The sequence below is a fragment of the Bradyrhizobium algeriense genome (assembly GCF_003062295.1).
In the GTDB taxonomy this organism is placed as follows: Bacteria; Pseudomonadota; Alphaproteobacteria; order Rhizobiales; family Xanthobacteraceae; genus Bradyrhizobium; species Bradyrhizobium algeriense.
Genome location: NZ_PYCN01000014.1, coordinates 80,582 through 106,328, shown reverse-complemented (window position 1 = coordinate 106,328; position 25,747 = coordinate 80,582). Strand labels below are relative to the sequence as shown.

Annotated in this window: 19 protein-coding genes; 7 read left to right on the top strand and 12 right to left on the bottom strand. The window is 63.1% G+C overall.

Going from position 1 to position 25,747, the window contains the following annotated elements; genetic code table 11:
* Nucleotides 1–140: 140 nt before the first annotated feature.
* The 6 genes from C7G61_RS24730 to C7G61_RS24705 all read right to left on the bottom strand — a co-directional run bounded on the left by C7G61_RS24730 (nt 141) and on the right by C7G61_RS24705 (nt 7,818).
* Nucleotides 141–1,676 (bottom strand): TRAP transporter large permease, encoded by a 1,536-nt coding sequence (locus tag C7G61_RS24730; RefSeq protein WP_108519285.1) that lies wholly within the window; start codon nt 1,674–1,676, stop codon nt 141–143.
* Between the two features lie 3 nt (nt 1,677–1,679).
* On the bottom strand, nt 1,680–2,267 hold the full coding sequence (locus C7G61_RS24725; RefSeq protein WP_190241960.1) for a TRAP transporter small permease subunit: 588 nt from the start codon (nt 2,265–2,267) through the stop codon (nt 1,680–1,682).
* A 371-nt stretch (nt 2,268–2,638) separates the two neighbouring features.
* Nucleotides 2,639–4,141: an exopolyphosphatase gene (gene ppx / locus C7G61_RS24720; protein ID WP_108519284.1), complete on the bottom strand. Its 1,503-nt coding sequence runs from the start codon at nt 4,139–4,141 to the stop codon at nt 2,639–2,641.
* Between the two features lie 12 nt (nt 4,142–4,153).
* Nucleotides 4,154–6,352, bottom strand: a complete 2,199-nt coding sequence (locus C7G61_RS24715) for an RNA degradosome polyphosphate kinase (RefSeq protein ID WP_108519283.1) — start codon at nt 6,350–6,352, stop codon at nt 4,154–4,156.
* Between the two features lie 148 nt (nt 6,353–6,500).
* Nucleotides 6,501–7,178, bottom strand: coding sequence for a P-loop NTPase family protein (locus tag C7G61_RS24710; RefSeq protein WP_108519282.1), 678 nt, complete (start codon nt 7,176–7,178; stop codon nt 6,501–6,503).
* 97 nt (nt 7,179–7,275) lie between these two features.
* Nucleotides 7,276–7,818 carry a CDP-alcohol phosphatidyltransferase family protein gene (locus C7G61_RS24705; RefSeq protein WP_108519281.1) on the bottom strand — a complete coding sequence of 181 codons (543 nt, stop codon included), beginning with the start codon at nt 7,816–7,818 and terminating at the stop codon, nt 7,276–7,278.
* Between the two features lie 149 nt (nt 7,819–7,967).
* Between C7G61_RS24705 and purM the strand changes: the two genes are divergently transcribed.
* The 4 genes from purM (at nt 7,968) to C7G61_RS24685 (ending at nt 11,838) form a co-directional block, all read left to right on the top strand.
* Complete coding sequence (gene purM, locus C7G61_RS24700) at nt 7,968–9,041, top strand: phosphoribosylformylglycinamidine cyclo-ligase (RefSeq protein ID WP_108519280.1); 1,074 nt, start codon at nt 7,968–7,970, stop codon at nt 9,039–9,041.
* On the top strand, nt 9,038–9,691 hold the full coding sequence (gene purN, locus C7G61_RS24695; protein ID WP_108519279.1) for a phosphoribosylglycinamide formyltransferase: 654 nt from the start codon (nt 9,038–9,040) through the stop codon (nt 9,689–9,691). The genes purM and purN overlap by 4 nt, the downstream gene beginning before the upstream one ends.
* Nucleotides 9,692–9,744: 53 nt before the next feature.
* Complete coding sequence (locus C7G61_RS24690) at nt 9,745–10,476, top strand: glutathione S-transferase family protein (protein WP_108519278.1); 732 nt, start codon at nt 9,745–9,747, stop codon at nt 10,474–10,476.
* A gap of 216 nt (nt 10,477–10,692) precedes the next feature.
* Nucleotides 10,693–11,838: an autotransporter outer membrane beta-barrel domain-containing protein gene (locus C7G61_RS24685; RefSeq protein WP_108519277.1), complete on the top strand. Its 1,146-nt coding sequence runs from the start codon at nt 10,693–10,695 to the stop codon at nt 11,836–11,838.
* Between the two features lie 51 nt (nt 11,839–11,889).
* Here the strand turns inward: C7G61_RS24685 and rnd are convergent, their stop codons facing one another.
* Nucleotides 11,890–13,038 carry a ribonuclease D gene (gene rnd / locus C7G61_RS24680; RefSeq protein WP_108519276.1) on the bottom strand — a complete coding sequence of 383 codons (1,149 nt, stop codon included), beginning with the start codon at nt 13,036–13,038 and terminating at the stop codon, nt 11,890–11,892.
* Between the two features lie 600 nt (nt 13,039–13,638).
* Complete coding sequence (locus tag C7G61_RS24675) at nt 13,639–15,111, bottom strand: protein adenylyltransferase SelO (RefSeq protein WP_108519275.1); 1,473 nt, start codon at nt 15,109–15,111, stop codon at nt 13,639–13,641.
* Between the two features lie 190 nt (nt 15,112–15,301).
* On the opposite strand from C7G61_RS24675, the gene aspS reads away from it, so the two are divergent.
* Nucleotides 15,302–17,077 (top strand): aspartate--tRNA ligase, encoded by a 1,776-nt coding sequence (gene aspS, locus C7G61_RS24670; RefSeq protein ID WP_108519274.1) that lies wholly within the window; start codon nt 15,302–15,304, stop codon nt 17,075–17,077.
* A gap of 13 nt (nt 17,078–17,090) precedes the next feature.
* On the opposite strand, the gene C7G61_RS24665 is transcribed toward aspS, so the two are convergent.
* Nucleotides 17,091–19,070, bottom strand: a complete 1,980-nt coding sequence (locus C7G61_RS24665; RefSeq protein WP_108519273.1) for a hypothetical protein — start codon at nt 19,068–19,070, stop codon at nt 17,091–17,093.
* A gap of 261 nt (nt 19,071–19,331) precedes the next feature.
* Here C7G61_RS24665 and C7G61_RS24660 point away from each other — a divergent pair, with 261 nt between their 5' ends.
* Both C7G61_RS24660 and C7G61_RS24655 read left to right on the top strand, forming a co-directional pair.
* The gene (locus C7G61_RS24660) at nt 19,332–21,641 is read left to right on the top strand and encodes an NADP-dependent malic enzyme (protein ID WP_108519272.1); all 2,310 of its coding nucleotides are present in this window, start codon (nt 19,332–19,334) and stop codon (nt 21,639–21,641) included.
* 382 nt (nt 21,642–22,023) lie between these two features.
* Entirely contained in the window at nt 22,024–22,476 is a 453-nt protein-coding gene (locus tag C7G61_RS24655; protein ID WP_108519271.1) for a DoxX family protein, read from the top strand.
* Between the two features lie 27 nt (nt 22,477–22,503).
* On the opposite strand, the gene C7G61_RS24650 is transcribed toward C7G61_RS24655, so the two are convergent.
* From C7G61_RS24650 to C7G61_RS24640, 3 genes are all read right to left on the bottom strand, one after another.
* Nucleotides 22,504–23,922, bottom strand: coding sequence for a TRAP transporter large permease (locus tag C7G61_RS24650; protein WP_108519270.1), 1,419 nt, complete (start codon nt 23,920–23,922; stop codon nt 22,504–22,506).
* Nucleotides 23,919–24,512: a TRAP transporter small permease subunit gene (locus C7G61_RS24645; protein WP_108519269.1), complete on the bottom strand. Its 594-nt coding sequence runs from the start codon at nt 24,510–24,512 to the stop codon at nt 23,919–23,921. The genes C7G61_RS24650 and C7G61_RS24645 overlap by 4 nt, the downstream gene beginning before the upstream one ends.
* Nucleotides 24,513–24,579: 67 nt before the next feature.
* Complete coding sequence (locus C7G61_RS24640) at nt 24,580–25,602, bottom strand: TRAP transporter substrate-binding protein (RefSeq protein ID WP_190241959.1); 1,023 nt, start codon at nt 25,600–25,602, stop codon at nt 24,580–24,582.
* Between the last annotated feature and the right edge of the window lie 145 nt (nt 25,603–25,747).

The window sequence follows — 25,747 nt, the reverse complement described above, 5'->3', positions numbered from 1 at the left end:
AGAGCTTCGGTTCTGATTGAATCAGAACCGAAGCTCAAGATTCTTGTTCTGACGCGTTTTCTTCACGCGAACCGGTATCCACTTCGCTCGAAAACGCTATAGCTCCTCGCCGCAGGCCCTGAGCGAGGAAAAAGCAGATCCTACCTCAACAGGCTCGGCGGCCACAGAGCGATCTGCGGGAACAACAGCAGCAGGATCAGGACGAATACCTGGATCACCATGTAGTCGGCCATGCCCTTGTAGATCGTCGCCAGGCTCCACTGTGGAACGACATTGCGCAGATAGTAGGCTGACATGGCAACAGGCGGGCTCAAGAACGCAGTTTGAATGTTCACGGCGGTCAGGGCCCCGAACCAGAGCAGCAAGTCGAGCTTGTTCAGGCCGAACTGGAGCTTTTCCACCACCGGCAGAACGATCGGCATAAAGACCAGGATGATCACAGGCCACTCGAACGGCCATCCCAGCACGAAAAAGATGAACATGATCAGCGCCAGCTTCCACCCGTCTCCCAGAGGAATGGCCAATAGCGAGTTTGTGATCAAATTCGCCGAGCCAAGCTTCGTGAAGACGGCGCCGAACACCGTCGAGGCCACGGCCAGAAACAGCACCATGGCCGAGGTCACCATGGTGTTAGTACCCGCGTTGATGATCGACCTCATGCTGAGTCGACCGTAGAGCAGCGCCAGCAAGGCGGCACCGAAGGCGCCACACGAGGCGGCCTCGGTCGGCGTCGCCAAGCCACCGACGATGGTTCCCAAGGTAAAGCCGATCAGCGCACTCAGCGGCGCTATACCGAGGACGATGGCGCGGAAATAGGCGCTTCGGACATAGGGAAACGTCGTCAACAACGCCAGTACCAATGCCACCGCCGAAACACCCGATGGACCAATGCTGACGCGAAGACGCGGGGCATCTGCTCGACCCAGCATCCAGTCCAGGAGCAAATAGGTGATCGCCACCAGGCAGACGAGACCCAATCCCACCACAGGCGCGCCGACCTTTTCCGTGGTCATCTGGTCGTGAGCGGATCGGCGTTCCTCCATCGTCATTGGTGGACCGAGCTTCGGATTGATGAAACTACGGGTGAGCGTGTAGGCGACATAACAGCCGGCGAGCAGGAAGCCGGGACCGAACGCTGCCGAATAGAGCAGATTGACGGGCACGCCCATGGTCGGGCCCATTACCACCAACATCACGCTGGGCGGGATCAGAATGCCAAGCGTACCTCCGGCGGCGATAGCACCGGACGATAGTCGGGCATCATAGCCGGCCTTGATCATCATCGGGGCGGCCATGACGCCGAGCACGGTCACGGCGGCGCCGACGATGCCTGTCGCCATGGCGAAGATCGTCGCCGTCAGGATCACCGCCAGATAAAGCGAGCCGCGCACCGACGCGAGAAGGCTGCGCAGCGCTCCGAAGAGCCGCTCCATGAGCCCGGCCTGCTCGGTCATATAGCCCATGAAGATGAACAGCGGCACGGCAGGAAAGATCTCGTCCTTCATCGTGCCCCAGATCTGCAGATAGGCCAGATTGAACGTCTGCTCCCACCCCAGCCCGAGCCCACCGAAGATGAGGGCGAGAAATAGCAGCGTGAAGGAGATCGGGAAACCGATGAAGATGACCGCGACCATGCCGACGAGCATGATGAGTCCGAGGGTCTCGGTAAAGCTCATGCTTCAGACCTCGATCTTCTCGTGCCTGGTCAAGAACTCGCCGGTTCGCCAGGCCCAGAGGCTCTTCATGAGTTCCGAGATGCCCTGCAAGAGCAGCATGAAGGCAGCCAACGGAATAATGCCGCGCAGCGGCCACAAGATCGGCGTCCACGCACCGGAGCTCGAGCGCTCGTCGATCGAAACCGAGTACAGGAAGTCGTCAATCGAGATGACGAACAACACGGCCATTGTCGGCAGGAAGAACAGCAGAAACGCCAGGCTGTCGATCATGCCCTTGGTTCGGTCCGAGAACGCTGCCCACAACATGTCGGTGCGGACGTGGGCGCCCTTCAGGAGCGCCAATGCGGACCCCAACATGAAGAGGGCCGCGTACGACATCGTCGTTATATCGAGGGCCCAGATCGTTGGGTCGCTGAGCACGTATCGGGCAAAAACTTCGATCACGTTTGCGAAGATCAGGGGAATCAGCAGGAGCACGAACAGGTGGCCGGTCCACTCCGTGAACTTGTCGATGGTGCGGATAACGGCCAAATACCCCCGGGGCGGCGTCGGCCTTGGCGGAGACGAGACGCTGGTCATTGCAGTGGCCATCAGCTGACCCTCAGAGGCAGCCCCGTCGTGGACCCCGTGAAAACGGGCCGCACCAACCAGTGCGACCAATCAGTCCCCGTCGAGCGATCCGGTGGAATGTTACTTTAGCGGCGATCTCGGCGCCAGCGGCTGGATAGCCGTCGCAGCCGCCCCAGGAACGCGGACGGCCATCGCTAGACCGAGCGGGTGTTTCTTCTGGATCGCCAATCTTCTGGAGGAGGCGGTCCAATGGTGCCGGCATGGCGCGCTGGCTTCTGGCACATCGCGTCATTTTCGCTGCGATGCAGAATTTGGTCGCTGTCGGGGCATGGCGGACGTCGAGTAAGCCTCACCAATCAATCTCGACTTGCCTAGCCGGCGCCGTTCAGCCGTCAGTTCCGCACGATCGAGCCGGTGCGGCCGACCAGCCGCGCCAGTTGCTTGAAGCGGCTGCCGACGCGGTCGGCGACGAGATCGACCATGCGATGCTCGAACACCAGCATCAGCTTGCGGCTGCCGCTGCGGAAATGCGTCGCCGGCAGCACGCCGGTGCGTGCCGCCGAGATCAGATGGGCGACGCGGAACGCCGCGCCGAGCACGCGCGCGCGCTCGTTCATGGCGGGCGGCACCAGTTCGCGGATTTGGGTCGGCGGCTCGTTTTCCTCGCTCAAGCCGGCGTAGCGATAAAACACCGACAGCGCGACAAAGGCGCGGCCCTGGTGGCTGATCGAGCCGAAATTGCCGTTGGTGATCAGGCTCAGCGTTTCCTCGCCGCGATGGTCGGGATGCACCCGCCATCCGATGTCGGAGAGCAGGCAGGCGGCGTGGCGCAGGCGGCGATCTTCCTCGGTCTCCCGCAACTTCACGACTCGCACCAGCCGGTCGGTCCAGGCGACCAGTTCTTCGGCGTGGCGTGCGGACCGTGACAACAACCCGTTCAGGGTTTGCGTGGCGCAGATGAATCCGTCCTTGGCGCGCTCCTGCGGCGGCAGCATCTCGTAGAGCAGGCCTTCGCGCACGCCGAAGGTCGAAAACACGATCGTCTTCGGCTTGCCGACGCGGATGATGTATTCGAGCACCAGCGCCGCATAGGTGAGGAGCGGGCGCCGGGCGTCGGCGACAACTTCGATATCGGCGAGCATGTTGGCCGCCGCGAGCCGGCGCAGGCGCCGCGCGAAATCCAGCGCGTCGGCGGCCGGCAACTCATAGCCGTGCATCACCCGCAGCGGATAGCCGCTCTGGACGATGTGGATGCGCGCCAGCGCGCGCCAGGTGCCGCCGACGGCGTAGAAGGTGCGGCCACTGCCGGCCTTGAGCTGGGCCACGTCGGACAGATTGCTGCTGACAATGCGTTCGGCGCGCTTCAGCGATTTGTCCGACAGGTCCTGCAGCGCCAGGCTTCCCAGCGGCAGCGTGACGCCGCTGTGGACGCGGTTTTTCTGCACGTCGATCAGTTCGAGCGAGCCGCCGCCGAGATCGCCGACGATGCCGTCGGGATTGTGGATGCCGGAGACGACGCCGAGCGCGGAAAGTTTTGCCTCGCGCGGCCCCGACAGGATTTCAATGCTGGCGCCGCAGATGCGCTCGGCCTTGGCGATGAAGTCGGGACCGTTCTTGGCGTCGCGGCAGGCCGCGGTGGCGATGGCGAAGACGCGTCCCACCTGCTGGATACGGCACAGCGCCCGGAAACGCCGCAGCGCCGTCAGCGCCTTGGCAACCGCATCCTCGGCCAAAAGGCCGGTGCTCTGCACTTCGCGGCCGAGCCCGCACAGCGCCTTCTCGTTGAAGATGGTGACGAGGCTGCGCGCCATCGTCTCATAGACGACGAGACGAACCGAGTTCGAACCGATGTCGATGACGGCGACGCTGGAAGCGCGCTTGCGCGGTCGCTTCACAGCCGGAACTCCTTATGGGGATTGCTGGCGTTCGTTACGGCGCGTAAGGCGGCGCGGCGAAGATTCCTTGAGAGACTTTCCACGGCCTGAGAGACTCGGATTCGTCATGAAATAGTTGTGCAGATTGAACGGCTCTTCGCCTTTCGCGGCCTTCATACGCGTTGAAGACCCATCCGGCAACAACTGCCAGCTCTGCTCGGTATCCTTCAGGTTCGCGACCATGATCTGTTCGAGAACCTGCTGATGCACCGTGGGATTTTGCAATGGACAGAGGATTTCAACGCGGCGGTCGAGGTTCCGCGGCATCATGTCGGCGGACGAGATATACACAGCCGCCTTCGGGCCGGGCAGGCCTTGCCCCATACCAAAGCAGTAGATTCGGCCATGCTCCAGGAATCGGCCGATGATGGATTTGACCCGGATGTTCTCGGAAAGTCCGGGAATGCCCGGCCGCAGACAGCAGATGCCGCGCACCACCAGTTCGATCGACACGCCGGCCTGCGAGGCCTCGTACAGCGCGTCGATGACATCAGGGTCGACCAGCGAGTTCATCTTCATCCAGATCACGCCCGTCTTGCCGTGCCTGCTGTGATTGGCCTCGCCCTTGATATGTTCGATGATGCGCTTGCGCAGCGTCAGCGGCGACACCGCCATCCGCTCGATGTCGCTCGGCTCGGCATAGCCGGTGATGTAGTTGAATACCCGCGCCGCATCGCGGCCGATGATCGGGTCCGAAGTGAAGTAGGAAAGGTCGGTATAGATGCGCGCCGTTACTGGATGGTAGTTGCCGGTGCCGGTATGGACATAGGTCGTCAGGTTGCCGCCCTCGCGCCGCACCACCATCGACAGCTTGGCGTGGGTCTTCAGTTCGAGAAAGCCGTACACCACTTGCACGCCGGCGCGTTCGAGGTCGCGCGCCCAGCGGATATTGGCTTCCTCGTCGAACCGCGCCTTCAACTCGATCAGGGCGGTTACCGATTTGCCGGCTTCCGCAGCCTCGGCGAGCGCGCGCACGATCGGCGAATTGTTCGAGGTGCGGTAGAGCGTCTGCTTGATGGCGACCACGTCGGGGTCGCGTGCCGCCTGTTGCAGGAACTGCACGACGACGTCGAAGGATTCGTAAGGGTGATGGACGATCAGGTCCTTCTGCCGGATCGCGGCGAAGATGTCGCCGCCATGGTCGCGCACCCGCTCGGGATGGCGCGGCACGTAGGGCATGAATTCGAGGTCAGGCCGGTCGAGCCGCGTGAGCTGCGAGAGTTCGTTCATCGCCAGCACGCCGTCGACCAGAAATACCTCATCGTCGTCGGCTGCAAGCGCCTGCTGCACGAAGCCCCGCAACGCTTCCGGCATCTTGGCTTCCATCTCGAGGCGGATCACCGATCCCCGGCGCCGTCGCTTCAGCGCACTCTCAAACAGGCGGACCAGATCTTCGGCCTCTTCCTCGATTTCTAGTTCGGAGTCCCGGATGATGCGGAAGGCGCCCTGGCCCTTGACGGTGTAGCCGGGGAACAGACGGCCGATGAACAGGCCGGTGGCCTGCTCCAGCGGGATCAGGTGCACCGCGCCATCCTTGCCGGCGGGTATGCGGATGAACCGGTCGATCTTGCCGGGCATGCGGATCAGCGCATTCATCGCCTTGCCGTCGGATACCCGCGACAACTGCAGCGCGATGGTGAAGCCGAGGCTCGGGATGAACGGGAACGGGTGCGCCGGATCGATGGCAAGCGGCGTCAGCAGAGGGAAGATGTTGCGGAGGAAGTGATCCTCGAGCCAGCTTCGCTCCGCCTTGGTGAAGTCGTGGCCGTCGACGAGCACGATGCTGGCCTCCGACAGGGTGGTGCGCAGATCGCGCCAGATGGCCTGCTGGTCGGAGGCGAGTTCCGAAACGTTCTTGTTGATGAGTACGAGCTGCTCCAACGGCGTCAGGCCGTCGGGGCTGCGCTCGGCAATGCCTTCACGGACCTGCGCCTTGATGCCGGCGACGCGGACCATGAAGAACTCATCAAGGTTATTGGCGGAAATCGACAGGAACCGGACCCGTTCCAGCACGGGATGGCCGGGATTGACCGATTCCTCGAGCACCCGGCGATTGAAATGCAGCCAGGATAGTTCCCGATTGATGAATCGTTCCGGGCTCGTGGCAATAGAGGGTGGAGCCTCGGCAACTGGTTCTTTTTCTTTTATTTCAATAACTTGTGCCGATTCCATAAGGCTTTGATCCATCTCGGAGAGGCGTAGGGCTAGTTTAAGGGGAATGCAGCTCACAGCATGTGATACGCCGATGACGTTTCAATGACATTGATGTTCCGCCTACAGCCGCCGTCAAGGCGGCAGGATGCAGCATGCGCCTTGCCAATCAGGCGTTGCGCAGCAGTTCCACAGCCAGTGCCCGAGTCACCGGCCGGCCGAGCCGCAGCGCCTCGGTATCCAGCAGGTCGACCGCCTGGCGGGCGGCGGCATAGGAGCGCTCGATCCGGGTGACGAGGTAGCTCACGACCGTCTCGTCGATGCTCAATTGGCGGTCCGCGCAGAATTTGACGATCAGGCCGCGAAACAGCAGGTCGTCGGGCGGCAAAAGCGACACGACGGGCGCGGCGCGCAGCCGCGACCTGAGATCGCGCAGTTCGACCTCGAATGCGACAGGCGGGACGCGCCCCGTGATCAGGACGAAGGCCTCGTCCTCGCGCGCGAGGTTCAGGAGGTGAAACATCGCCCGTTCGTCGAAATCGCCGGGCTTGAGGTCTTCGACCACCAGGGCGCCGGTGGCGAGCGCGCCGGGGACGGCGGCGGGGCTAAGCGCGTGCGCCGATATCGCGCGCGCGCCGGCCTGTTCGGCCCAGATCGCGGCGAGATGGCTCTTGCCGGAGCCCTCCGGTCCCACCAGCAGCATGATGCGGTTCGGCCAGTCCGGCCAGCTTTCGATCAGCGCGAGAGCGGCTTCGTTGGCCGGCCCTTCGAGGAAATTGTCGCGGGTCAGGCTCTCCGCATGCGGCAGCGCAAAGGCTAGCTGACGAGGTTGAACGCGGACTGCCACGCAAGTCTCCAGGCCGGGATATTACGGCCTTCATAGCGTTTTCAAGCGAAGTGGGCACCGGTTCGCGTGAAGAAAGCGCGTCAAAACAAAAGGACGGTTACCGCGCTTCGATCGTGCTCATGTGCCGCACCCACTCGACGAGATAGAGCGAGACCGAAACCAAAGTAAAGACCGTAACAAAACCCATCAGGATCACGTCATAAGGCGCCGGTTTGAAATTGAAACCGAGCGACGCCAGCACCAGTGCCGCGAACGCCACCTGCGCCACCGTGTTGAGCTTCGACACCATCAGCGGTTTCATCGGGATCGGCTTGTCGAACAGCCACGACACGATCACGGCCGTGACGATCATGATGTCCCGTGACACCACAAGGATGACGATCCAGCGCGGAACGGCGCCCCAGATGCCGAGCGCGACATAGATCGACACCAGCAGCGCCTTGTCGGCGAGCGGATCGAGCAGGGCGCCCAGTTCGCTCTGCATGTTGAACCGCTTGGCGAGAAAGCCGTCGACGGCATCGCTGACGCCGGCGATGACGAAGATTGCGAACGCAATCTCCATCTGGCTGGAAACGATCGCCCAGACGATGACCGGCACCAGAATGATGCGGCCCAGCGTAATGATATTTGGAATACTCAACTCGGTCGCTTCCCGGCTCCCGGCCTAAATCCGGCCCCTGGCGGGTTCTGCCGGTTCTTATCTACATAGTATATGCGCCAAGCGCTTGCGAGCCATTGCAGGATCGCGGAATTCCTCGTAACCAGCCGTCATCATACTGGAATTTGGGCATGATCGACCGCAAAAACGGGCTCACTTACGCCGATTCGGGCGTTGATATCGATGCGGGTAACCGCCTGGTCGATCTCATCAAGCCGATGGTCCGCGCCACCGCCCGGGCGGGCGCGGACGCCGAAATCGGCGGATTCGGCGGCCTGTTCGACCTCAAGGCGGCGGGTTTCAAGGATCCCGTCCTGGTGGCGGCGACCGACGGCGTCGGCACCAAGGTCAAGATCGCGATCGAGACCGGCCTGCATGGCGGCATCGGCATCGACCTGGTGGCGATGTCGGTCAACGACCTCGTGGTGCAGGGCGCGGAACCGCTGTTCTTCCTCGACTATTTTGCCTGCGGCAAGCTCGATCCCGAGGCCGCGGCGGCCATCGTGGCTGGCGTCGCCGAGGGGTGCCGGGAATCCGGCTGCGCCCTGATCGGCGGCGAGACCGCTGAGATGCCTGGGCTCTACAAGGACGGCGATTACGATCTCGCGGGCTTTGCGGTGGGAGCCGCCGAGCGCGGCACGCTGCTGCCCAGCGGGGATATCGCCGTGGGCGACGCGGTGATCGGATTGGCCTCGTCGGGGGTGCACTCCAACGGTTTTTCGCTGGTCCGCAAGATCGTCGAGCAATCCCGGGTGGCTTTCGACGCGCCGGCGCCGTTCTCGCCGGTCATGACGCTCGGCGGTGCGCTGCTGGCGCCGACGCGGCTCTATGTGAAATCCTGCCTGCGCGCGATCCGCGAAACCGGCGCGATCAAGGGGCTCGCCCACATCACCGGCGGCGGCTTCACCGACAACATTCCGCGCGTGCTGCCAAAGCATCTCGGCGTCGGCATCGATCTGGCGCGGCTGCCGGTGCTGCCGGTGTTCAAGTGGCTGGCGGAGCAGGGCGGCATCGCCGAACTCGAATTGTTGCGCACCTTCAACTGCGGCATCGGCATGATCGCCATCGTCAGGCCGGATGCGATCGAGAAGGTGACGGAAGTTTTGACCGAAAGCGGCGAGACCGTCGCCTTGCTCGGCGAAGTGATCCCGGCTACGGGCGAACATCGCGTGGTCTACAACGGTCACCTCGATCTCGCGCAATGAAGCGCCGTGTCGCCATCCTGATTTCCGGGCGCGGCTCGAACATGGCCGCGCTGATCGATGCGGCCAAGGCTGCGGATTTTCCGGCCGAGATCGTTGCCGTCATTTCCAACCGGGCCGATGCGCTTGGGCTCGAGAAGGCAGCCGCAAGCGGCATCCCGACGATCGTCATTGAGAGCAAGCCGTTCGGCAAGGATCGCGCGGGCTTCGAAGCCGTCCTGCAGCCGGCGTTGGAAGAAAAGAAGGTCGAGCTGATCTGCCTCGGCGGGTTCATGCGGCTGTTCACCGCCGAATTCGTGCAGCGCTGGTACGGCAGGATGCTCAACATCCACCCCTCGCTGCTGCCGTCGTTCCCCGGTCTCGATCCGCACGGCCAGGCGTTACGGGCCGGGGTCAAGATCTCGGGCGCGACCGTGCACTTTGTGATCCCCGAAACCGACGCCGGGCCGATCATCATGCAGGGCGCGGTCACGGTGGCTGACGGCGACACGGCCGAGACGCTGTCGCAGCGCATTCTCGGCATCGAGCATCGGATCTATCCGGAGGCGCTGCGCTTGCTTGCGAGCGGCAAGCTTCGCCTCGAAGGCGACATCTGCAGGTTCGCCGACAGCGCCGATCGCGACGGCACCCTGATTTCGCCTCGGACGATCTGATATTATCTGCCGTGTGCGCCGTAAAACCGCGCTCTGCAAATCATCGAGGTTCCATGATCACGCTCTATGGCTCCGGGCCCAATTTCGGCCTTCCCGACGCAAGCCCGTTCGTGACCAAGGCCGAGACCTTGTTGCGGATGTCGAAACTCCCGTTCGAAAAGGCGCTGATGAGCTTTTCGAAGGCGCCGAAGGGCAAGATCCCCTACATCGAGGACGACGGCCAGTTGCTCGGCGACTCCACGCTGATCCGCTGGCACCTCGAAAAGAAATACGGGATCGATTTCGACCAGGGGCTCAGCGCCGAGCAGCTCGCCATTGCCTGGGCGTTCGAGAAAATGGCGGAGGACAATCTATATTGGGCCAGCGTCTATTTCCGCTGGATGATCGATGACAATTTCCGCAAAGGGCCGGTCAATTTCTTCAGGGGTGTGCCTGCGCCGGTCCGGCCCGTTGTCGCCTCGATGATCCGCCGCCGCCTGCGCAAGACGTTGCACGGGCAGGGGATCGGGCGTCACTCCGCCGACGAGATTACCGCGATCGGAATCCGCTCGATCGATGCGATGGCGGCCTATCTCGGCGACAAGCCGTTCTTCATGGGCAGTGAGCCTGCCGGCATCGATGCGACGATGTTTGCCTTCGCGGTCAGCGCGATTTGTCCGTTGTTCGAATCGGATTTGCAGCGGGCGGCCGCAAGCCATGGCAATTTGCGGCGGTATGTCGGCCGGATGACCGCGCGATACTATCCGGAACTCCAGGAGATCGCGGGCTGCCAGGCCGCAGCCTGAATGCCGGGGCAGGGCGTTCGCAAGGTTTGGCGACTGCCGGAAACGTCGTCGCCGTGTCGCGCGAGCTGTGGCAGCCGAACAACAATGATGCGTATTCGGCGGCCGGCCTGGGGGTCAACCGATTGACCCTTCCGGCGAATTGGGAGCAAATCGCTCCTGTTGATTGGGTTTTGCGCATTTTTCGGGCCGGCGCTTTTGCCTTTGGGAATGGATTGCATGCGCTGCTCATCGCGGCTTTCGCGGGCACGAAAAATCGGGACCGGTCGCGCGTTCATGCGACTGGCGATTGTGTTCATCCTCGCGACCGGCACGCTGTCGTCCGCCTATGCGCAATCGCCAACACCGACGCCCACTCCAACCCCAACCCCTACGCCTTCACCGACACCCAGTCCGACGCCGACGGTGATCAATTCGACGGTGTCGTCGGGTGCGGCGGTGACCAATCTCGGCAGCAATTTTCTGGAACGGCTGGCCAATCAGTCGAGCAACGGCTTCAACCGCCTGCAGCGGACCAATCCCGGCGGCGGCGGTGCCTCCGAGAGCACGGAAGCGCCGCGCTACCGGACCTGGTTCGAAGGCTACGGGAACTACACGAAGAACGGCGCAATCGGCGATTTCGTCGGCGACACTAGAAAGACCTGGGGCGGGGTGGCGGGAATCGGCGCGCGGGTGGCGCCGGGCATCAATATCGGATTGTCGATCGACCAGAGCCGCTCCGCGATCGACATTCCGCTGGCGCTGCAATCGGCGACGATCGACCTGACCCAGATCGGTTTTACGGCTTCCGTCGACAGCGGGCCATGGACCTGGGCCAGCGCGGTGGTCCATGGTTTCGGCCACATCAATTCGCGCCGCGACACCGGCATCGGGATTGCGACCGCCGGATACCATGCGAAGCTCGACGGCGTCCTGAGCGAGATCAGCTACTACTGGACCAGGGACCAGGGCCGCATCGTGCCCAAGGCCGCGTTCGAATATGTCCGCGCCCAGACCGGTTCGCTGCAGGAGATCGGCGGCCTTGATCCGGTGATGGCGACCGGCGCCACCGTGCAGCGCGGGCGGCTATTGATCGGCGCGGAGATCGGTCACTACTGGATATTCGACGGCAAGATTTTCGACCTGTCGGGCTACGGCAAGTTCGTCGACAATGTCGTGCAGAATTTCTCCGACATCACCGTCAGCCAGGGCGTGCAGAGCATTACGTTCCAGGGTATCGGCGAGAGCCGGTATGGCGCCGATGCCGGTGCCTCGGCATCGCTGAGCCTGACCAACACCGCGCGGCTCTACGTCAACTACGACGCAAAATTACGCGCCGCGATGCAGTCGCATCAGGGCACGCTCGGGCTGGAGTTGAAGTGGTAGATTGCTTCCACCCTCGCCCCGCTCTTGCGGGGAGAGGTAAGCGAGCGAAGCTTACGCCCGGTCGACCCTGACGACGCGGCCTTTTTCGATCGCCAGCGCCAGCCTGCCGTGTTTCAGCGCCAGCGCCGCTTCGCCGAACAATTCGCGCCGCCAGCCATGCAGCGCGGCGACGTCGGCTTGGTCGTCGGCGGCGATCTGGTCGAGATCGTCGACGGTGGCAATGACCTTGCTGGCGACGGCGTGGCGTTCCGACGTCATCCGCAGCAGCACCTTCAGGAGCTCGACGGTCGCAGCCCCATTGGAATTGCCGCGCGGCTTTTCGATCTTCGGCAGCGTATGAGGATCGCGGGCGAGGCCGCGCTGCACGGCGGCGATGATATCGGTGCCCCATTTGGAGCGGTCAAAACCTTTCGGCAGCGAGCGCAGGCCGGCGAGGCGCTCCAGTGAGGTCGGGGCGTGGGTGGCGATGTCGCCGACCGCATCGTCCTTCAGCACGCGCGAACGCGGCACGTCGCGGCTTTGCGCTTCCTGCTCGCGCCAGGCCGCGACTTCCATCAGCACCGCCAGTTCCTTCGGCTTGCGCACCCGCGTCTTGAGCCGCTCCCAGGCGCGCTCGGGGTGGAAATCATAGGTTCTTGGCGAGGTCAGGACTTCCATCTCCTCGCTGACCCAGTCGCTGCGGGCGCGCTTCTTCAAGTCGGCATCAAGCGCTGCAAAGACGTCGCGCAAATGGGTGACGTCGGAGACCGCGTAATGCATCTGTTCGGGCGTCAGCGGCCGGCGCGACCAATCGGTGAAGCGGTGGGTCTTGTCCGGCCGGTGGCCGGTGACGCGCTCGACGAGCTGGTCATAGGCGATGCTGTCGCCATAACCCAGCACCATGGCCGCGACCTGCGTATCGAAGATCGGGTGCGGAATGGTGCCGGACTGATGCCAGACGATTTCAATGTCCTGGCGGGCGGCGTGAAACACCTTCAGCACCGCCTCGTTGCCCATCAGTTCGAAAAACGGCTTGAGGTCGATGCCGGGGGCCAGCGTGTCGATCACGACGGCCTCGTCCGCGCTCGCCATCTGCACGACGCAGAGCAAGGGATAGTAGGTCGTCTCCCGCAGGAACTCGGTGTCGACGGTGATGACCTTGTGCTGGGCGAGCCGGGAGCAGGCAGCGGCGAGGTCGGAAGTGGTGGTAATCAGATCCATGAACAATCCATGACGCGTCCGACAGGCGTTCTGCCGAAAACGCTGATATGTCAAGGGTGTTGGGCAGGATTTGAGCCCTGCATTTGAGCCTGAGCACGGCTTTTTTGCGTCGTTTGGCGGGCGGGCTGCCATAGACGGCAAGCGCGTTGCGGGCGTTTTTAGGTCAGGCGCCCGGGCAACCCGTTTCCGGCTAGGCGCCGTGCACGGGATTGCGGGCCTTTCGGGTACGGAGGCGGGGCCCGGACTACTCGTACCGGATGCGCCGCGACCGTCGACGGCCCGACGGGATCGCGAGCACGATGAGACAGAGCCCAATCATCACCATTCCCATGAATTCGAAGGCAAAGGCGTCCACGGCAATTCTCCACGAGTAAGCCACTAGAATTGCGGGGAGCGCGTTGACCGTTTCTTAATTCGTGGAACTGGGGGAGGCGCGCATGCGCGGATGGTGGACGCGCGCTTAAGGATTGCGGTTAACGCGGGTAGCCTGCTCACAGTGCGTACAGGATGGGTAGAGCGAAGCGAAACCTATCAGCCCCGCGCAAGCTATTGATGGGTTTCGCTTCGCTCTACCCATCCTACGATCCGCGCGCGGTGCTTCTACGTCCCGCAGAACGTCTGCAGCACGCGCTGCTCGGGCAGCGGCGGCTCGGCATAGGCCGCGAACTCCGGCTGATCCTCGTACGGTTTCGACAGCACCGTTAGCAATTCCTCGAACGGCGCGTAGTCGTTGTTCACGGCCGCCGCGATCACGGCTTCGACGCGGTGGTTGCGGGGAATGAAGGCAGGATTGACCGCGCGCATCGCGGCTTGACGCTCGGCCGCGGATTGCGGCTCGTCCGCGAGGCGCTGGCGCCAGCGCGAGGCCCATTCGTCGAAGGCTGTGGGATCGGTGAACTGGGCCCTGACGCTGTCGTTGTCAGCGTCTCCAGCGGCATCGCTCAGGCGGCGGAAGGTGAGAGTGAAGTCGGCCTGGTTCTTGGCCATCGCGTCGAGCAGGTCCTGCACCAGCGCCTCGTCGCTGTCGCGTGAGGTGAACAGGCCGATCTTCTTGCGCAATCCGGCCTGATAGGCGGCGGTGAATTTCTCGGCGAATTCGCCGAGGATGAACTGCGCTTGTTCGATCGCCTTGTCCTGTTCGTCGGAGAACAGCGTCAGCAGGCACTCGGCGAGCCGCGTCAAATTCCACAGCGCGATGCGCGGCTGGTTGGCGTAGGCGTAGCGGCCCATTTCGTCGATCGAAGAGAACACCTGCGCGGGATTGTATTCGTCCATGAACGCGCAGGGGCCGTAGTCGATGGTCTCGCCCGAGATCGACGTGTTGTCGGTGTTCATCACGCCGTGGATGAAGCCGACCAAAAGCCACCGCGCGAGCAGATCGGCCTGGCGGGCTACGACGCCTTCGAGCAGCGCGTGATAGGGCCGCTCGGCTTTTGCCACGTCGGGGTAGTGCCTCGCGATGACATGGTCGGCGAGCTGGCGCACGCCATCGGTGTCGCTGCGCGCGGCGAAGAACTGGAAGGTGCCGACGCGGATGTGGCTTGCGGCCACGCGGGTCAGCACCGCGCCGGGCAGCATGGTCTCGCGCATCACGCTCTCGCCCGAGGTCACGGCGGCGAGCGAGCGGGTGGTGGGGATGCCCAAGGCGAACATCGCCTCGCTGACGATGTATTCGCGCAGGACCGGGCCGAGCGCGGCGCGGCCGTCGCCCCGGCGCGAGAACGGCGTTGGTCCTGATCCCTTGAGCTGGATGTCGCGGCGGACGCCGTCCTTGTCGATGACCTCGCCGAGCAGGATGGCCCGGCCGTCGCCGAGCTGGGGCACGAACTGTCCGAACTGGTGGCCGGCATAGGCCATCGCGATCGGGTCGGCGCCGTCGGGCAGGCGCTTTCCGGCGAGGATTTCAGCCCCTTCCGGGCTCTCCAGTACGTCGGGATCAAGCCCGAGGTGGACGGCCAGGGCCCGGTTCAGCTTGATCAGCCGGGGGGCGGCGACTGGCGTCGGGGCCACGCGGGCGAAAAAGTTCGCCGGCAGCGCCGAATAGGTGTTCTGGAACGGGAAATGGACGGTCATGACCTAAAGATAGGCGCGGGCACGGAATAGGCAAACGGTTCGGGCCGGTGCAGGCGGAAATCTCGCTTTCCGGGTCCAAAACAGGCCCTGCCATTGGTTGCCGCCCCTCGCGCCGTCGGGTAAACCCTCCCGCAATTCGCGCGGCCTTTGGCCCCGATTCTGACCTCCGACATCTGATTTTGGGAATTCCATGCATCGCTACCGGTCACACACATGCGGCGCGCTCCGCGAGAGCGACATCGGCCAAACCGTCCGCCTTTCCGGCTGGTGCCATCGTATCCGCGACCATGGCGGCGTGCTGTTCATCGATCTGCGCGATCATTACGGGTTGACCCAATGCGTGGCCGACCCGGATTCGCCGGCGTTCAAGGATGTCGAAAAGTTCCGCTCGGAATGGGTGGTGCGGATCGACGGCAAGCTTCGCCGCCGTCCCGACGGCACCGACAATCCGGAACTGCCGACCGGCATGGTCGAAGTCTATGTCAGCGAGATCGAGGTGCTCGGGCCTGCGGCCGAGCTGCCGCTGCCGGTGTTCGGCGAGCAGGAATATCCTGAAGACATCAGGCTTAAGTACCGCTTCCTCGACCTCCGTCGCGAGAAGCTGCACCAGAACATCATGACCCGCGGCGCGATCGTGGATTCGATGCGCAAGCGGATGAAGGAGCAGGGCTTCTTCGAGTTCCAAACCCCGATCTTGACGGCGTCCTCGCCGGAGGGCGCGCGGGACTTTCTGGTGCCGTCACGTATTCACCCCGGAAAATTCTACGCGCTGCCGCAGGCGCCGCAGCAGTACAAGCAGCTCCTGATGATGTCGGGCTTCGACCGCTACTTCCAGATCGCGCCGTGTTTTCGCGACGAGGACCCGCGCGCCGACCGCCTGCCGGGCGAGTTTTATCAGCTCGACGTCGAGATGAGTTTTGTGACCCAGGACGACGTGTTCGCGGCGATGGAGCCTGTCATCACCGGCGTGTTCGAGGATTTCGCCAAGGGTAAGCCGGTCACAAAAGGCTGGCCGCGGATTCCGTTCGCCGAAGCCTTGAAGAAATACGGCAGTGACAAGCCGGACCTGCGCAACCCGATCGTGATGCAGGACGTCTCCGAGCACTTCCGTGGCTCCGGCTTCAAGGTGTTTGCGCGGATGCTGGAAGACCCCAAGAACCAGGTCTGGGCGATCCCCGGCACGGGCGGCGGCTCACGCGCGTTCTGCGACCGCATGAACTCGTGGGCGCAGGGCGAGGGCCAGCCCGGCCTCGGCTACATCATGTGGCGCGAGGGCGGTGAGGGCGCGGGTCCGCTCGCCAACAACATCGGCGCGGAACGGACGGCCGCGATCCGTGCGCAACTCGGTTTGAAGGAGGGCGATGCTGCGTTCTTCGTCGCCGGCGACCCGGAGAAATTCTGGAAGTTCTCTGGCCTCGCCCGCACCAAGGTGGCTGAGGAACTGAACCTGATCGACAAGGACAAGTTCGAACTCGCCTGGATCGTCGACTTCCCGATGTACGAGTACAACGAGGAAGACAAGAAGGTCGATTTCTCGCACAACCCGTTCTCGATGCCGCAGGGCGGCCTCGATGCGTTGCAGACGCAGGACCCGCTGACCATCAAGGCGTTCCAGTACGACATCACCTGCAACGGCTACGAGATCGCCTCCGGCGGCATCCGCAACCACCGCCCCGAGGCGATGGTGAAGGCGTTCGAGATCGCGGGCTATGGCGAGAAGGATGTCGTCGAGCGTTTCGGCGGCATGTACCGCGCGTTCCAGTACGGCGCGCCGCCGCACGGCGGCATGGCGGCGGGCGTCGACCGCATCGTGATGCTGCTCTGCGGCACCACGAACCTGCGTGAAATCTCGCTGTTCCCGATGAACCAGCAGGCCGTGGACCTCCTGATGGGCGCGCCATCAGAGGTTACGACCAAGCAGCTCCGCGAGCTCCACATCCGGCTTAACCTGCCGGACAAGACGTAGGACTCGCGGTAGCTCACAGTCCCGTCGAAGTCTCGATCCGGAATTGCGACAGCGCAATGACTGGGTCGGTCTTCAACAACTGGATGAGCTGCAGCGCCGGCACTTTGGCGCGCGGCGTCAGCTTGATGATCAGCGTTTGCCCCGGGCTCTCGAGAAAGCGGGCCAGCGCATGCACGGCAGCCACCATGTCAGGATCCGCGGCCGCTGCTTTTTCGCCGCTGGCCTTCATTTCATCAACGAAACGCTGCCGTGCGGCATCGCGACTGACGGCGAGCGCCCGGGCGTATTGCGCGAACGCGAGATCGACAGCGCCGGTATCGCGCACCGTGAGTTCGATGGCGCCAGCTTCGAGTTGCGCCGCCGCGGCGATCGCCTTGGCCGGGTCGGCCGAGAATACCCCCTTGGGTACGTTGGCGAGCGAAAGCCGCGCCGATGCCTTCACGAGGCCGCCGATTTCGAGTGCCGCCGGCTCCAGCACGAATGCGCCGGAGGTTTCCGTCCAGGCCGCGCCGAGTTCGAGGTCGACCGCCGCCCTGTCCAGGCCGCCGGCAACCAGCACCTTCTGTCCGGGATCGCTCGCATCGAGCGGGCCCGACATTTTCATCGTCAGCCGTGCCTTGCTCGGGATCGGACCGACGAACTGGCCCCAGTCCAGGCTGAAAGTATCGATGTTGACCGGCTTGCCCGTGTTCTTGAATGGCGCCATGAGGCCCTTGAGTTCGACGCCCTCGATCAGCGGAATCAGCGCCAGCGCCCTGTCGGGTGACGGCTGTTGTCCCGGGTTCGAGAATTGCGCCGCGATTCGCAGCAGACCCGCGATATCGAGGGATTTGAGCGCGAAGCGTCCGACCTTGACGGGACCCTTCGGAGAGCGTCCATCGAGTCCTTCGACCGCGAATTCGCCGACCTTGCCGTTTTCCAGATTGAACCTGACCGCGGCGAGCTTGAACGGGCCCTCTGGCGTGTCCGCCGAGATGCCGCGCATCTCGGCTGTTCCGACCCGCATGCCCTCATAGATATTCGCCATCTTGTCCATCATCTCGCGCGCCTGTGCCGGCGTCGGAGTGGCGCCGGCCGCCGGCGTCAGCGCGAGCAGCGCCGGAAGTTGCAGGCGCGACGGCCGCACGCTGATATCGTCGACGGTCATCCCGTCGATGCGCATGCGCAAGCCTTGCCCCGACGTAATGGTGTAGGGCCCAGCCGTCGTTTGACCGTAGACGCGGTAGTATTTGTCGTCGTTCGCCTTTTGCGGATCGAGGATGGCGGCAATGGCGGCGGCATCGAAATCACGCGAAGCGAAATTGACGATTTCGCCGCTCAATTTGTCGGCTTTGCCCGCCTGTTGGGTGCTGGCGGTGAAAGCGTTGCGCTCGATCTGCATGGACCCGATCTTGCCGTTCCTGATCTCCCGCAGCGCTATACCCGTATAGGTGAAATCAGCCGACGTAACCGTGCCGAAGTTATTGATGGTGCCCACCATGGTGGGCGCCGTGATTGAAGACGCCGAGACGGTAGCAAACTGCTCCAGCGCGGACCGATACGCCTCGACGATGGAGGTCGAAGCGGGCCGTACCGGCAGGCTGGCCAGGCCCGAATAGTCTTTCATGACGATTTGCGGCGCCTTGTAGGTGACGCGCCCGCCTGTCGGGCCTGCGATACCGAAGCTGACCTCCAGGCCGGCACCTTCGATGTTGTCAGCCGAAAAACGCGCCGTGTCGGGCTGGCTGACACCTGCCGCCGTCACATTGGCGATCTTGACGCTCACGGGGGGCTGCGTTGCCGATTCAGTCGCGATATCGTCTATCCTGACCGTGCGGCTGCGCAGGTCGAACGACACCTTGCCGTGGCTTGCCTTGCCGCCGCCCGCGCGAATCTGCTCGAACGCGGTCTCTACTTCGCCGGCGATCCGGTGCTGTGTATAAAACTCGAAGCCGAAGAAGCCACCCACCGCGATCACGACCGCAGCGGCCAGGCCCATCAGTATCTTTACCATTAGTTGTGCTCCGGACGCCGACATTGCGGGAGGCAAATTTGCCTTATTGTCGGTCAAGGGGATGGGGTAGGGAGGCGAATATGCTACCGGATTTGTTGCTTCCCGTCGATCAGCCCCTTGTTGACGGCGGCGCTTTCGAATGTTGCATCCAAGTGGCGGCCCGTGCTTCACATCCGGCTAAATCTGCCGCAAAGCTAACGGTTCGAACGAAGACCGGCCTCGGCACGTAATTCGGGGTCGAGAAAGCCCGTGGGGGAGTGTATGTCGTCCTATTCTGAAGATCTCCGCTCCGCGGCGCTTGCGTATCACCGGCTGCCGCGCCCGGGTAAACTCGAGATCCAGGCGACCAAGCCGCTCGCCAACCAGCGCGACCTCGCGCTGGCCTATTCGCCGGGCGTCGCTGCGGCCTGCACCGAAATCGCCAACAATCCGGCCGAAGCGGCGTCGCTGACCTCCCGGGCTAACCTGGTCGCCGTGGTCTCCAACGGTACCGCGGTGTTGGGGCTCGGTAATATCGGCCCCCTGGCCTCCAAGCCCGTCATGGAAGGCAAGGCGGTCCTGTTCAAGAAATTCGCCGGGATCGACGTCTTCGACATCGAAATCGCCGCCGACACCATCGAGCGGGTGGTCGAGACGGTGGCGGCGCTGGAGCCGACCTTCGGCGGCATCAATCTCGAGGACATCAAGGGACCGGAATGCTTCGAGATCGAGGCGCAGCTCAAGGAGCGCATGAAGATCCCGGTGTTCCACGACGACCAGCATGGCACGGCCATCATCGTCGGGGCCGCGATCACCAACGCGCTGCTGCTGAACGGCAAGAAGCTGGCCGACGTCAAGATCGTGTGCTCAGGTGCAGGCGCGGCCGCAATCGCGTGCCTGAATCTTCTGGTCTCGCTCGGTGCGCAGCGCAAGAACATCTGGGTCTGCGACATCGACGGCGTCGTGCATGAGGGCCGCAACACGCTGATGGACCGCTGGAAGGCGGTCTATGCGCAGAAGACCAACGCGCGCGTGCTGGCGGATGTGATCGGCGGCGCGGATATTTTCTTAGGGTTGTCCGCGCCCAACGTGCTGAAGCCCGAGATGGTCCAGTCGATGGCGGACCAGCCGCTGGTGATGGCGCTGGCCAATCCGAACCCGGAAATCATGCCGGACGAGGCGCGCAAGGCCCGCCCCGACGCGATGATCTGCACCGGGCGTTCCGACTTCCCGAACCAGGTCAACAACGTTCTGTGCTTCCCGTTCATCTTCCGCGGCGCGCTCGACGTTGGCGCCACCGGGATTAACGAGGAAATGAAGCATGCCGCGGTGGAAGCGATTGCGCAGCTCGCGCGCGATCCGCCATCGGATGCGGTGGCGCGCGGGTTCGACAGCGGGGAGACGCAAGGCTTCGGTCCGGGCTCGCTGATTCCGAGCCCGTTCGATCCGCGGCTGATCCTGCGCATCGCACCGGCGGTGGCGAAGGCCGCTATGGAATCCGGCGTGGCGACGCGCCCGATCAAGAATTTCGACGAATATACCGCGCTGCTGGAACGCTTTGCCTTCCGCTCTGGCCTCGTCATGAAGCCGGTGTTTGCCAAAGCCAAGACGCAGCCGGTCCGCGTGATCTATGCCGAGGGCGAGGACGAGCGCGTGCTGCGCGCCACGCAGGTCGTGCTTGAGGAGAAACTGGCGCGGCCGATCCTGGTCGGCCGCCCCTCCGTCGTCGAGGCGAGGCTCAAGCGGTTCGGCCTCTCGATCAAGGCCGGGCAGGATTTCGATCTCGTCAATCCCGAGGACGATCCGCGCTATCGCTCCTATGTGCAGACCTATATCGACGTCGCCGGCCGGCGCGGTGTCACGCCCGAGGCTGCACGTACCGTGGTCCGCACCAACAACACCGTGATCGCTGCCCTTGCCGTGGTTCGCGGCGAGGCCGATGCCATGATCTGCGGCGTCGAAGGCCGCTACATGAGCCATCTGCGCCATGTTCGGGAGATCGTCGGGTTCCTGCCCGGTGTCAGCGATTTCGCGGCGCTGTCGATGATGATCACCACCAAGGGTTCCTATTTCATCGCCGATACCCAGGTGCGCCCGAACCCGAGCGCCGAGGAACTCGCGGAGGTGGCGTCGCTGGCGGCAAGCCATGTGCAGCGGTTCAACATGAAGCCGCGCGTCGCCTTCGTGTCACATTCCGACTTCGGCAGCTATGACACCGACTCCTCGCGCAAGATGCGCCGCGCCACCGCGCTGCTGAAGGAAAAGCATCCGGAGATCGAGGCCGATGGCGAAATGCAGGGCGATACCGCGCTCTCGGCTGCGGCGCGCAAGCTGGTGCTGCCGCATTCCAACCTGGAAGGCGATGCCAACATCCTGATCATGCCGAACCTCGACACCGCCAACGTCGCCTACCAGATGATCAAGACGCTGGCGGATGCGCTGCCGGTCGGGCCGATCCTGATCGGGCCGGCGCGTCCGGCGCATATCCTCACCCCGGGGGTGACGGCGCGCGGCGTGCTCAACATGACCGCGGTTGCCGCCGTCGAAGCCCAGGAGCGTGCTGGCCGCCAGCAGCCGACGTTATTTGGATAGAGGGGTTCTGATGGAAACAGAACCCCGCTCTAGAGCATGATCCGGAAAAGTGGACACCGGTTTTCCCTCGCGACAAACGCGGAACGCGTTTGCGCGGAGATCACGCTCAAATCAAAGAGATAGAGTGGGATGCCGATTCGAAGAAAACGTCATCCCGCTCTAGTATTTTGTCTTGACGCGTTTTCTCTGCGCGGAATGCATCTCGAAAACGCCATGGCCAAAAAAGGGCCTTGGTTCTGCTTCTATCAAAAGGTTTGGTTATAGCCCGCGCAGGCTCCTGCGCGGATGGTTTCGATTTGAGCGTTTGAAAAGCGGTGACGAAACGCCCATAATCGTTTCGCGCCGCCTGCACCCTTTGCATGCCATTAGTGAGGCCGATCCCATGCCAGCGTTAGTTACCTTCGGGCGAGTCCTGTTCGCCGTCCTCTTCATGTACACGGGGGCGACCAAGCTCTTCGCGATTCAGCCGACGGCAGACTTCATCGCGACCAAGGTGACCATTCCCGCGATGCTTGCGCCCTATACCTCGCAGCTCGAAACCATGGCGGGCATGCCGATGCCTCAATTGCTGGCGGTCGGCGTCGGCGGCTTCGAGATCCTGGCCGGCCTGATGATCGCGGTGAATTTCGGTGCGCGCTTCTTCGCGTTCCTGCTGATCATCTTCGTCATCGCGACGACCTTCTACTTCCACGATTTCTGGAACCAGCCGTCGCCCGAAAATGCCAAGACGCTGATCGAGGCATTGAAGAACCTGTCGATCATCGGCGCGCTGTTCATGATCGCGGGCTACGGCCGTGGCCCACGGCCGAATGAACCGGCGTACGGGGACGTCTGAAGCCGGTAGTGGCGGCTCCAGACCGAGTCAGAAATTCCGGATTGCGACGCGTGGACCGTCGGGTGTCACGGCGACGTTCTGCGTCGGCACGATCTGTTCGATCTGCGCGGTGCGCGCCGCAACCCTGCGCGCCTGCAGCCATTGCGGGAACCACATCGCGATGGCGGGGAAGATCAGCACCAGCGCCACGCAAGCGACCTGCAGCACCATGAAGTCGGCCATGCCGCGGTAGATCAGCCTCAGGTTCCATTCCTTGACGACCTGCTTGAGATAGTAGGCCGACATGGCGACGGGCGGAGACAGGAAGGCGGTTTGCAGCACGACCGCGACGATGCAGCCGAACCAGATCATGTCGTAGCCGAGGCCCTTGGCCACCGGCGCGAGCATCGGCAGGAAGATGAAGACGATGGCCGGCCATTCGAACGGCCAGCCGAGCAGGAAGATCAGGGTCAGGAGCAGGGACATCGTGCCCCAGGGCGGCAGCGGCGAAGCGAGCAGGGCGTTGGTCATCCAGGTCGCCGTGCCGAGCCATGAGAAGACTGAACCGAACACATTGGAGGCTACCGCGAGCAGCAGCACCATGCTGGTCGTTGCCAGTGTGGCGTAGCAGGCATCCAGCAGGCCTCGCCATGAAAACCGGCCGTAGGCAATTACAAGGAAGATAGCCCCCAATGCGCCGAACGCGGCCGCCTCCGCGGCCGTCGTGATTCCGGCGAGGATGGCGCCGAGCGTCACGATCGTCAGCACCGTAACCGGCACGAGGCCGACCACGCATTCCCACAGCACGATCCGCATCGAATCGGGCCGCTCCTCCACCGGCACCGGCGGGCCGAGCTTGGGATTGAAGTAGCAACGGATCAGGGTGTACGCGATGAACATCGCGGACAGCAGAAAGCCCGGGCCGAACGCCGCAGCATAGAGGTCGATAATCGAGATATCGAGCACCGGCGCCATCACCACCAGCATCACCGACGGCGGGATCAGGATGCCGAGCGTGCCGCCGGCGGCAATGGCGCCGGCGGACATGCGCACGTCGTAGCCCGCGCGGATCATCATCGGCCCGGCCATGATGCCGAGAAGAGCGACCGTCGCGCCGACGGTTCCGGCGGCGATGCCGAACAGCGTCGCCGTGAGGATGACGACCACGTAGAGCGCGCCATTGATCGGCGCAAACAGGTCGCGGAACGCCTTGAACAGCCGCTCCATCAGTCCGGCCTGATCGCAGATGAATCCCATCAGAATGAACATGGGTACCGCGACGAGTTCGTCCTGCTTCATGAGGCCGATGGTCTGCAGGTAGGCGAGGTTGAAGACGCGCTCGCCCATGCCGACGTAGCCGAACGACAGCGCCAGGAACAGCAGCGTGAAGCTGATCGGCAGGCCGATGAAGATCGCCCCCAGCATCACGACGAGCATGGCAAGTCCGAGGAGTTCGAGTCCCGTCATATCTCGATCTTTTCCTTGTGCTCGAACTCGCGCCCGAACTGGACCTGGTACCAGCACTTCAGGACCTCGGACACGCCCTGGATCATGAGAAGAAGGGCCGCCAGCGGGATCGTTGCCCGGAAGGGCCACATGATCGCGCGCCACACGCTTTCCTGCGACCGTTCGCCGGTGTCATAGGAGTGCAACGCATCGTCATAGCTGATCAGCATGAACGTGATCATGGCCGGATAGAAGAACAACAGATAGGAGATCAGGTCGACGATGCCCTTCTTCCGCTCCGAGTAGTTCTCCCAATAGATGTCGGTGCGAACATGCGCGCCCTTCAACAGCGCGTATCCCGATCCGAGCATGAAGGCCGCGCCGTTGACCATGAAGCTGGATTCGTAGACCCAAACGGTTGGCGCGCCGAACCCGTAACGCATGACGACCTCGTAGGAGATCGTTACCACCAGAAACAACATCGACAGGGCGATGAGTTTGCCGGTCACATCAGTGAAGTGGTCGATCGCGCGTATGATCGAGTAAAAAGCACGCGGGAATTCGCCGCCGGGATTGCTGGCGACCGAAGCACTGCTGGGGTCCGCGGACATGATCGCTCCTCTTCAGACAGTGCTGGCGTCCGGCGGTTCGGACGCCAGCAGCTCCGTTACAGAGAGATCACTTCTTGGTCAGGTAGATCTTGTTCTTCCAGTAGTACTCGCCGGCAAAGTTGTACGGCGGGAACCAGGAGAGCTTGAAGGGCACGATCTGTTCGGCGTAGGCCTTCTGGCTGTCGATGACTTTCCTGTAGAAGGGGTTCTTGGCCGCGTGCTCGGTCTGGATCTTCTCCCACTCGTCGAGGAAGTTCTTCAGGATCTCGTCGGGTGTGCGATGCATCTGCACGCCCATCTTGATCAGTTCCTGGCAAGCGTGCGCTGTCTCGCGGTTGAAGGCGAAGTTGCGCTGCGTCGTGGCGTAAACGCTCGCCACCTTGATGATCTCCTGCAAGTCCGGCGTGAGCTTCTTCCAGACGTCGCCGTTGATCATCAACTGGCCACCGGTGACCGGCTCGTGCATACCCGGCGTGTAGTAGTGCTTGGCGACCTGGTGCAGACCGAGTTTCTTGTCTTCCTCGCAGTTGATCCATTCGGCGCCCTCGATCACGCCGCGCTCCATCGCCGGCACGATCTCGCCACCGGGAATGGTGACGACCGACACGCCGAGCCGGCCGTAGGTCTCCGCGCCGATGCCGTAGATCCGGTACTTCAAGCCCTTGAGGTCGGCGAGGCTGTTGATCTCCTTCTTGAACCAGCCCATGCCCTGCGGGTAGTCCGTCGGGATCGGGAAGCCGACGACGTTCAGCTTGAGGACGTCGCGGTAGAACTCATCCAGCAGCTTCATGCCGCCGCCGTCATAGTACCAGGCCCAATAGTCCGAGCCGTCCATGCCGTACAGCGGACCGTGCGACATCGGTATCGTCGCGGTGTTGCGGCCGAGGATGTAGCCGAACGGTCCCATGCCGACATCGAGAACGTTCTTGGAGGTGGCGTCGAACACCTCGAACGGCGGCACGATCGCTCCCGCCGGAAGCGTCTCGATCTTGAGGCGTCCGGCCGTCATCTTTTCGACGGTCTCCGCCCACAGCTTGAAGATGAGATGGAAGTTCGAGGATGCGGGGTGGGTCGACTGACCCTTCAGCACTAACGGCTTTTCAGTGGTTTGAGCGTGAACCGGCTGAGCAAAGATGGTGACGATTCCAAGAGTCACCGCTGCAAGCATAGTTGAAGCGTACCTCAACATGTCGTGGTCCTCCCGATGATGATATGTATGTTTTTTCTTTTCAGGG

What these genes read in the sequence shown, in the direction of transcription:
- C7G61_RS24675 (WP_108519275.1), bottom strand. Translation starts at nt 15,111, where the DNA reads ATGACCGTCCATTTCCCGTTCCAGAACACCTATTCGGCGCTGCCGGCG.
- purM (WP_108519280.1), top strand. Translation starts at nt 7,968, where the DNA reads ATGATCGACCGCAAAAACGGGCTCACTTACGCCGATTCGGGCGTTGAT.
- C7G61_RS24650 (WP_108519270.1), bottom strand. Translation starts at nt 23,922, where the DNA reads ATGACGGGACTCGAACTCCTCGGACTTGCCATGCTCGTCGTGATGCTG.
- C7G61_RS24730 (WP_108519285.1), bottom strand. Translation starts at nt 1,676, where the DNA reads ATGAGCTTTACCGAGACCCTCGGACTCATCATGCTCGTCGGCATGGTC.
- purN (WP_108519279.1), top strand. Translation starts at nt 9,038, where the DNA reads ATGAAGCGCCGTGTCGCCATCCTGATTTCCGGGCGCGGCTCGAACATG.
- C7G61_RS24685 (WP_108519277.1), top strand. Translation starts at nt 10,693, where the DNA reads ATGCGCTGCTCATCGCGGCTTTCGCGGGCACGAAAAATCGGGACCGGT.
- C7G61_RS24665 (WP_108519273.1), bottom strand. Translation starts at nt 19,070, where the DNA reads ATGGTAAAGATACTGATGGGCCTGGCCGCTGCGGTCGTGATCGCGGTG.
- C7G61_RS24655 (WP_108519271.1), top strand. Translation starts at nt 22,024, where the DNA reads ATGCCAGCGTTAGTTACCTTCGGGCGAGTCCTGTTCGCCGTCCTCTTC.
- C7G61_RS24660 (WP_108519272.1), top strand. Translation starts at nt 19,332, where the DNA reads ATGTCGTCCTATTCTGAAGATCTCCGCTCCGCGGCGCTTGCGTATCAC.
- C7G61_RS24645 (WP_108519269.1), bottom strand. Translation starts at nt 24,512, where the DNA reads ATGTCCGCGGACCCCAGCAGTGCTTCGGTCGCCAGCAATCCCGGCGGC.
- C7G61_RS24715 (WP_108519283.1), bottom strand. Translation starts at nt 6,352, where the DNA reads ATGGAATCGGCACAAGTTATTGAAATAAAAGAAAAAGAACCAGTTGCC.
- C7G61_RS24725 (WP_190241960.1), bottom strand. Translation starts at nt 2,267, where the DNA reads ATGGCCACTGCAATGACCAGCGTCTCGTCTCCGCCAAGGCCGACGCCG.
- aspS (WP_108519274.1), top strand. Translation starts at nt 15,302, where the DNA reads ATGCATCGCTACCGGTCACACACATGCGGCGCGCTCCGCGAGAGCGAC.
- C7G61_RS24690 (WP_108519278.1), top strand. Translation starts at nt 9,745, where the DNA reads ATGATCACGCTCTATGGCTCCGGGCCCAATTTCGGCCTTCCCGACGCA.
- rnd (WP_108519276.1), bottom strand. Translation starts at nt 13,038, where the DNA reads ATGGATCTGATTACCACCACTTCCGACCTCGCCGCTGCCTGCTCCCGG.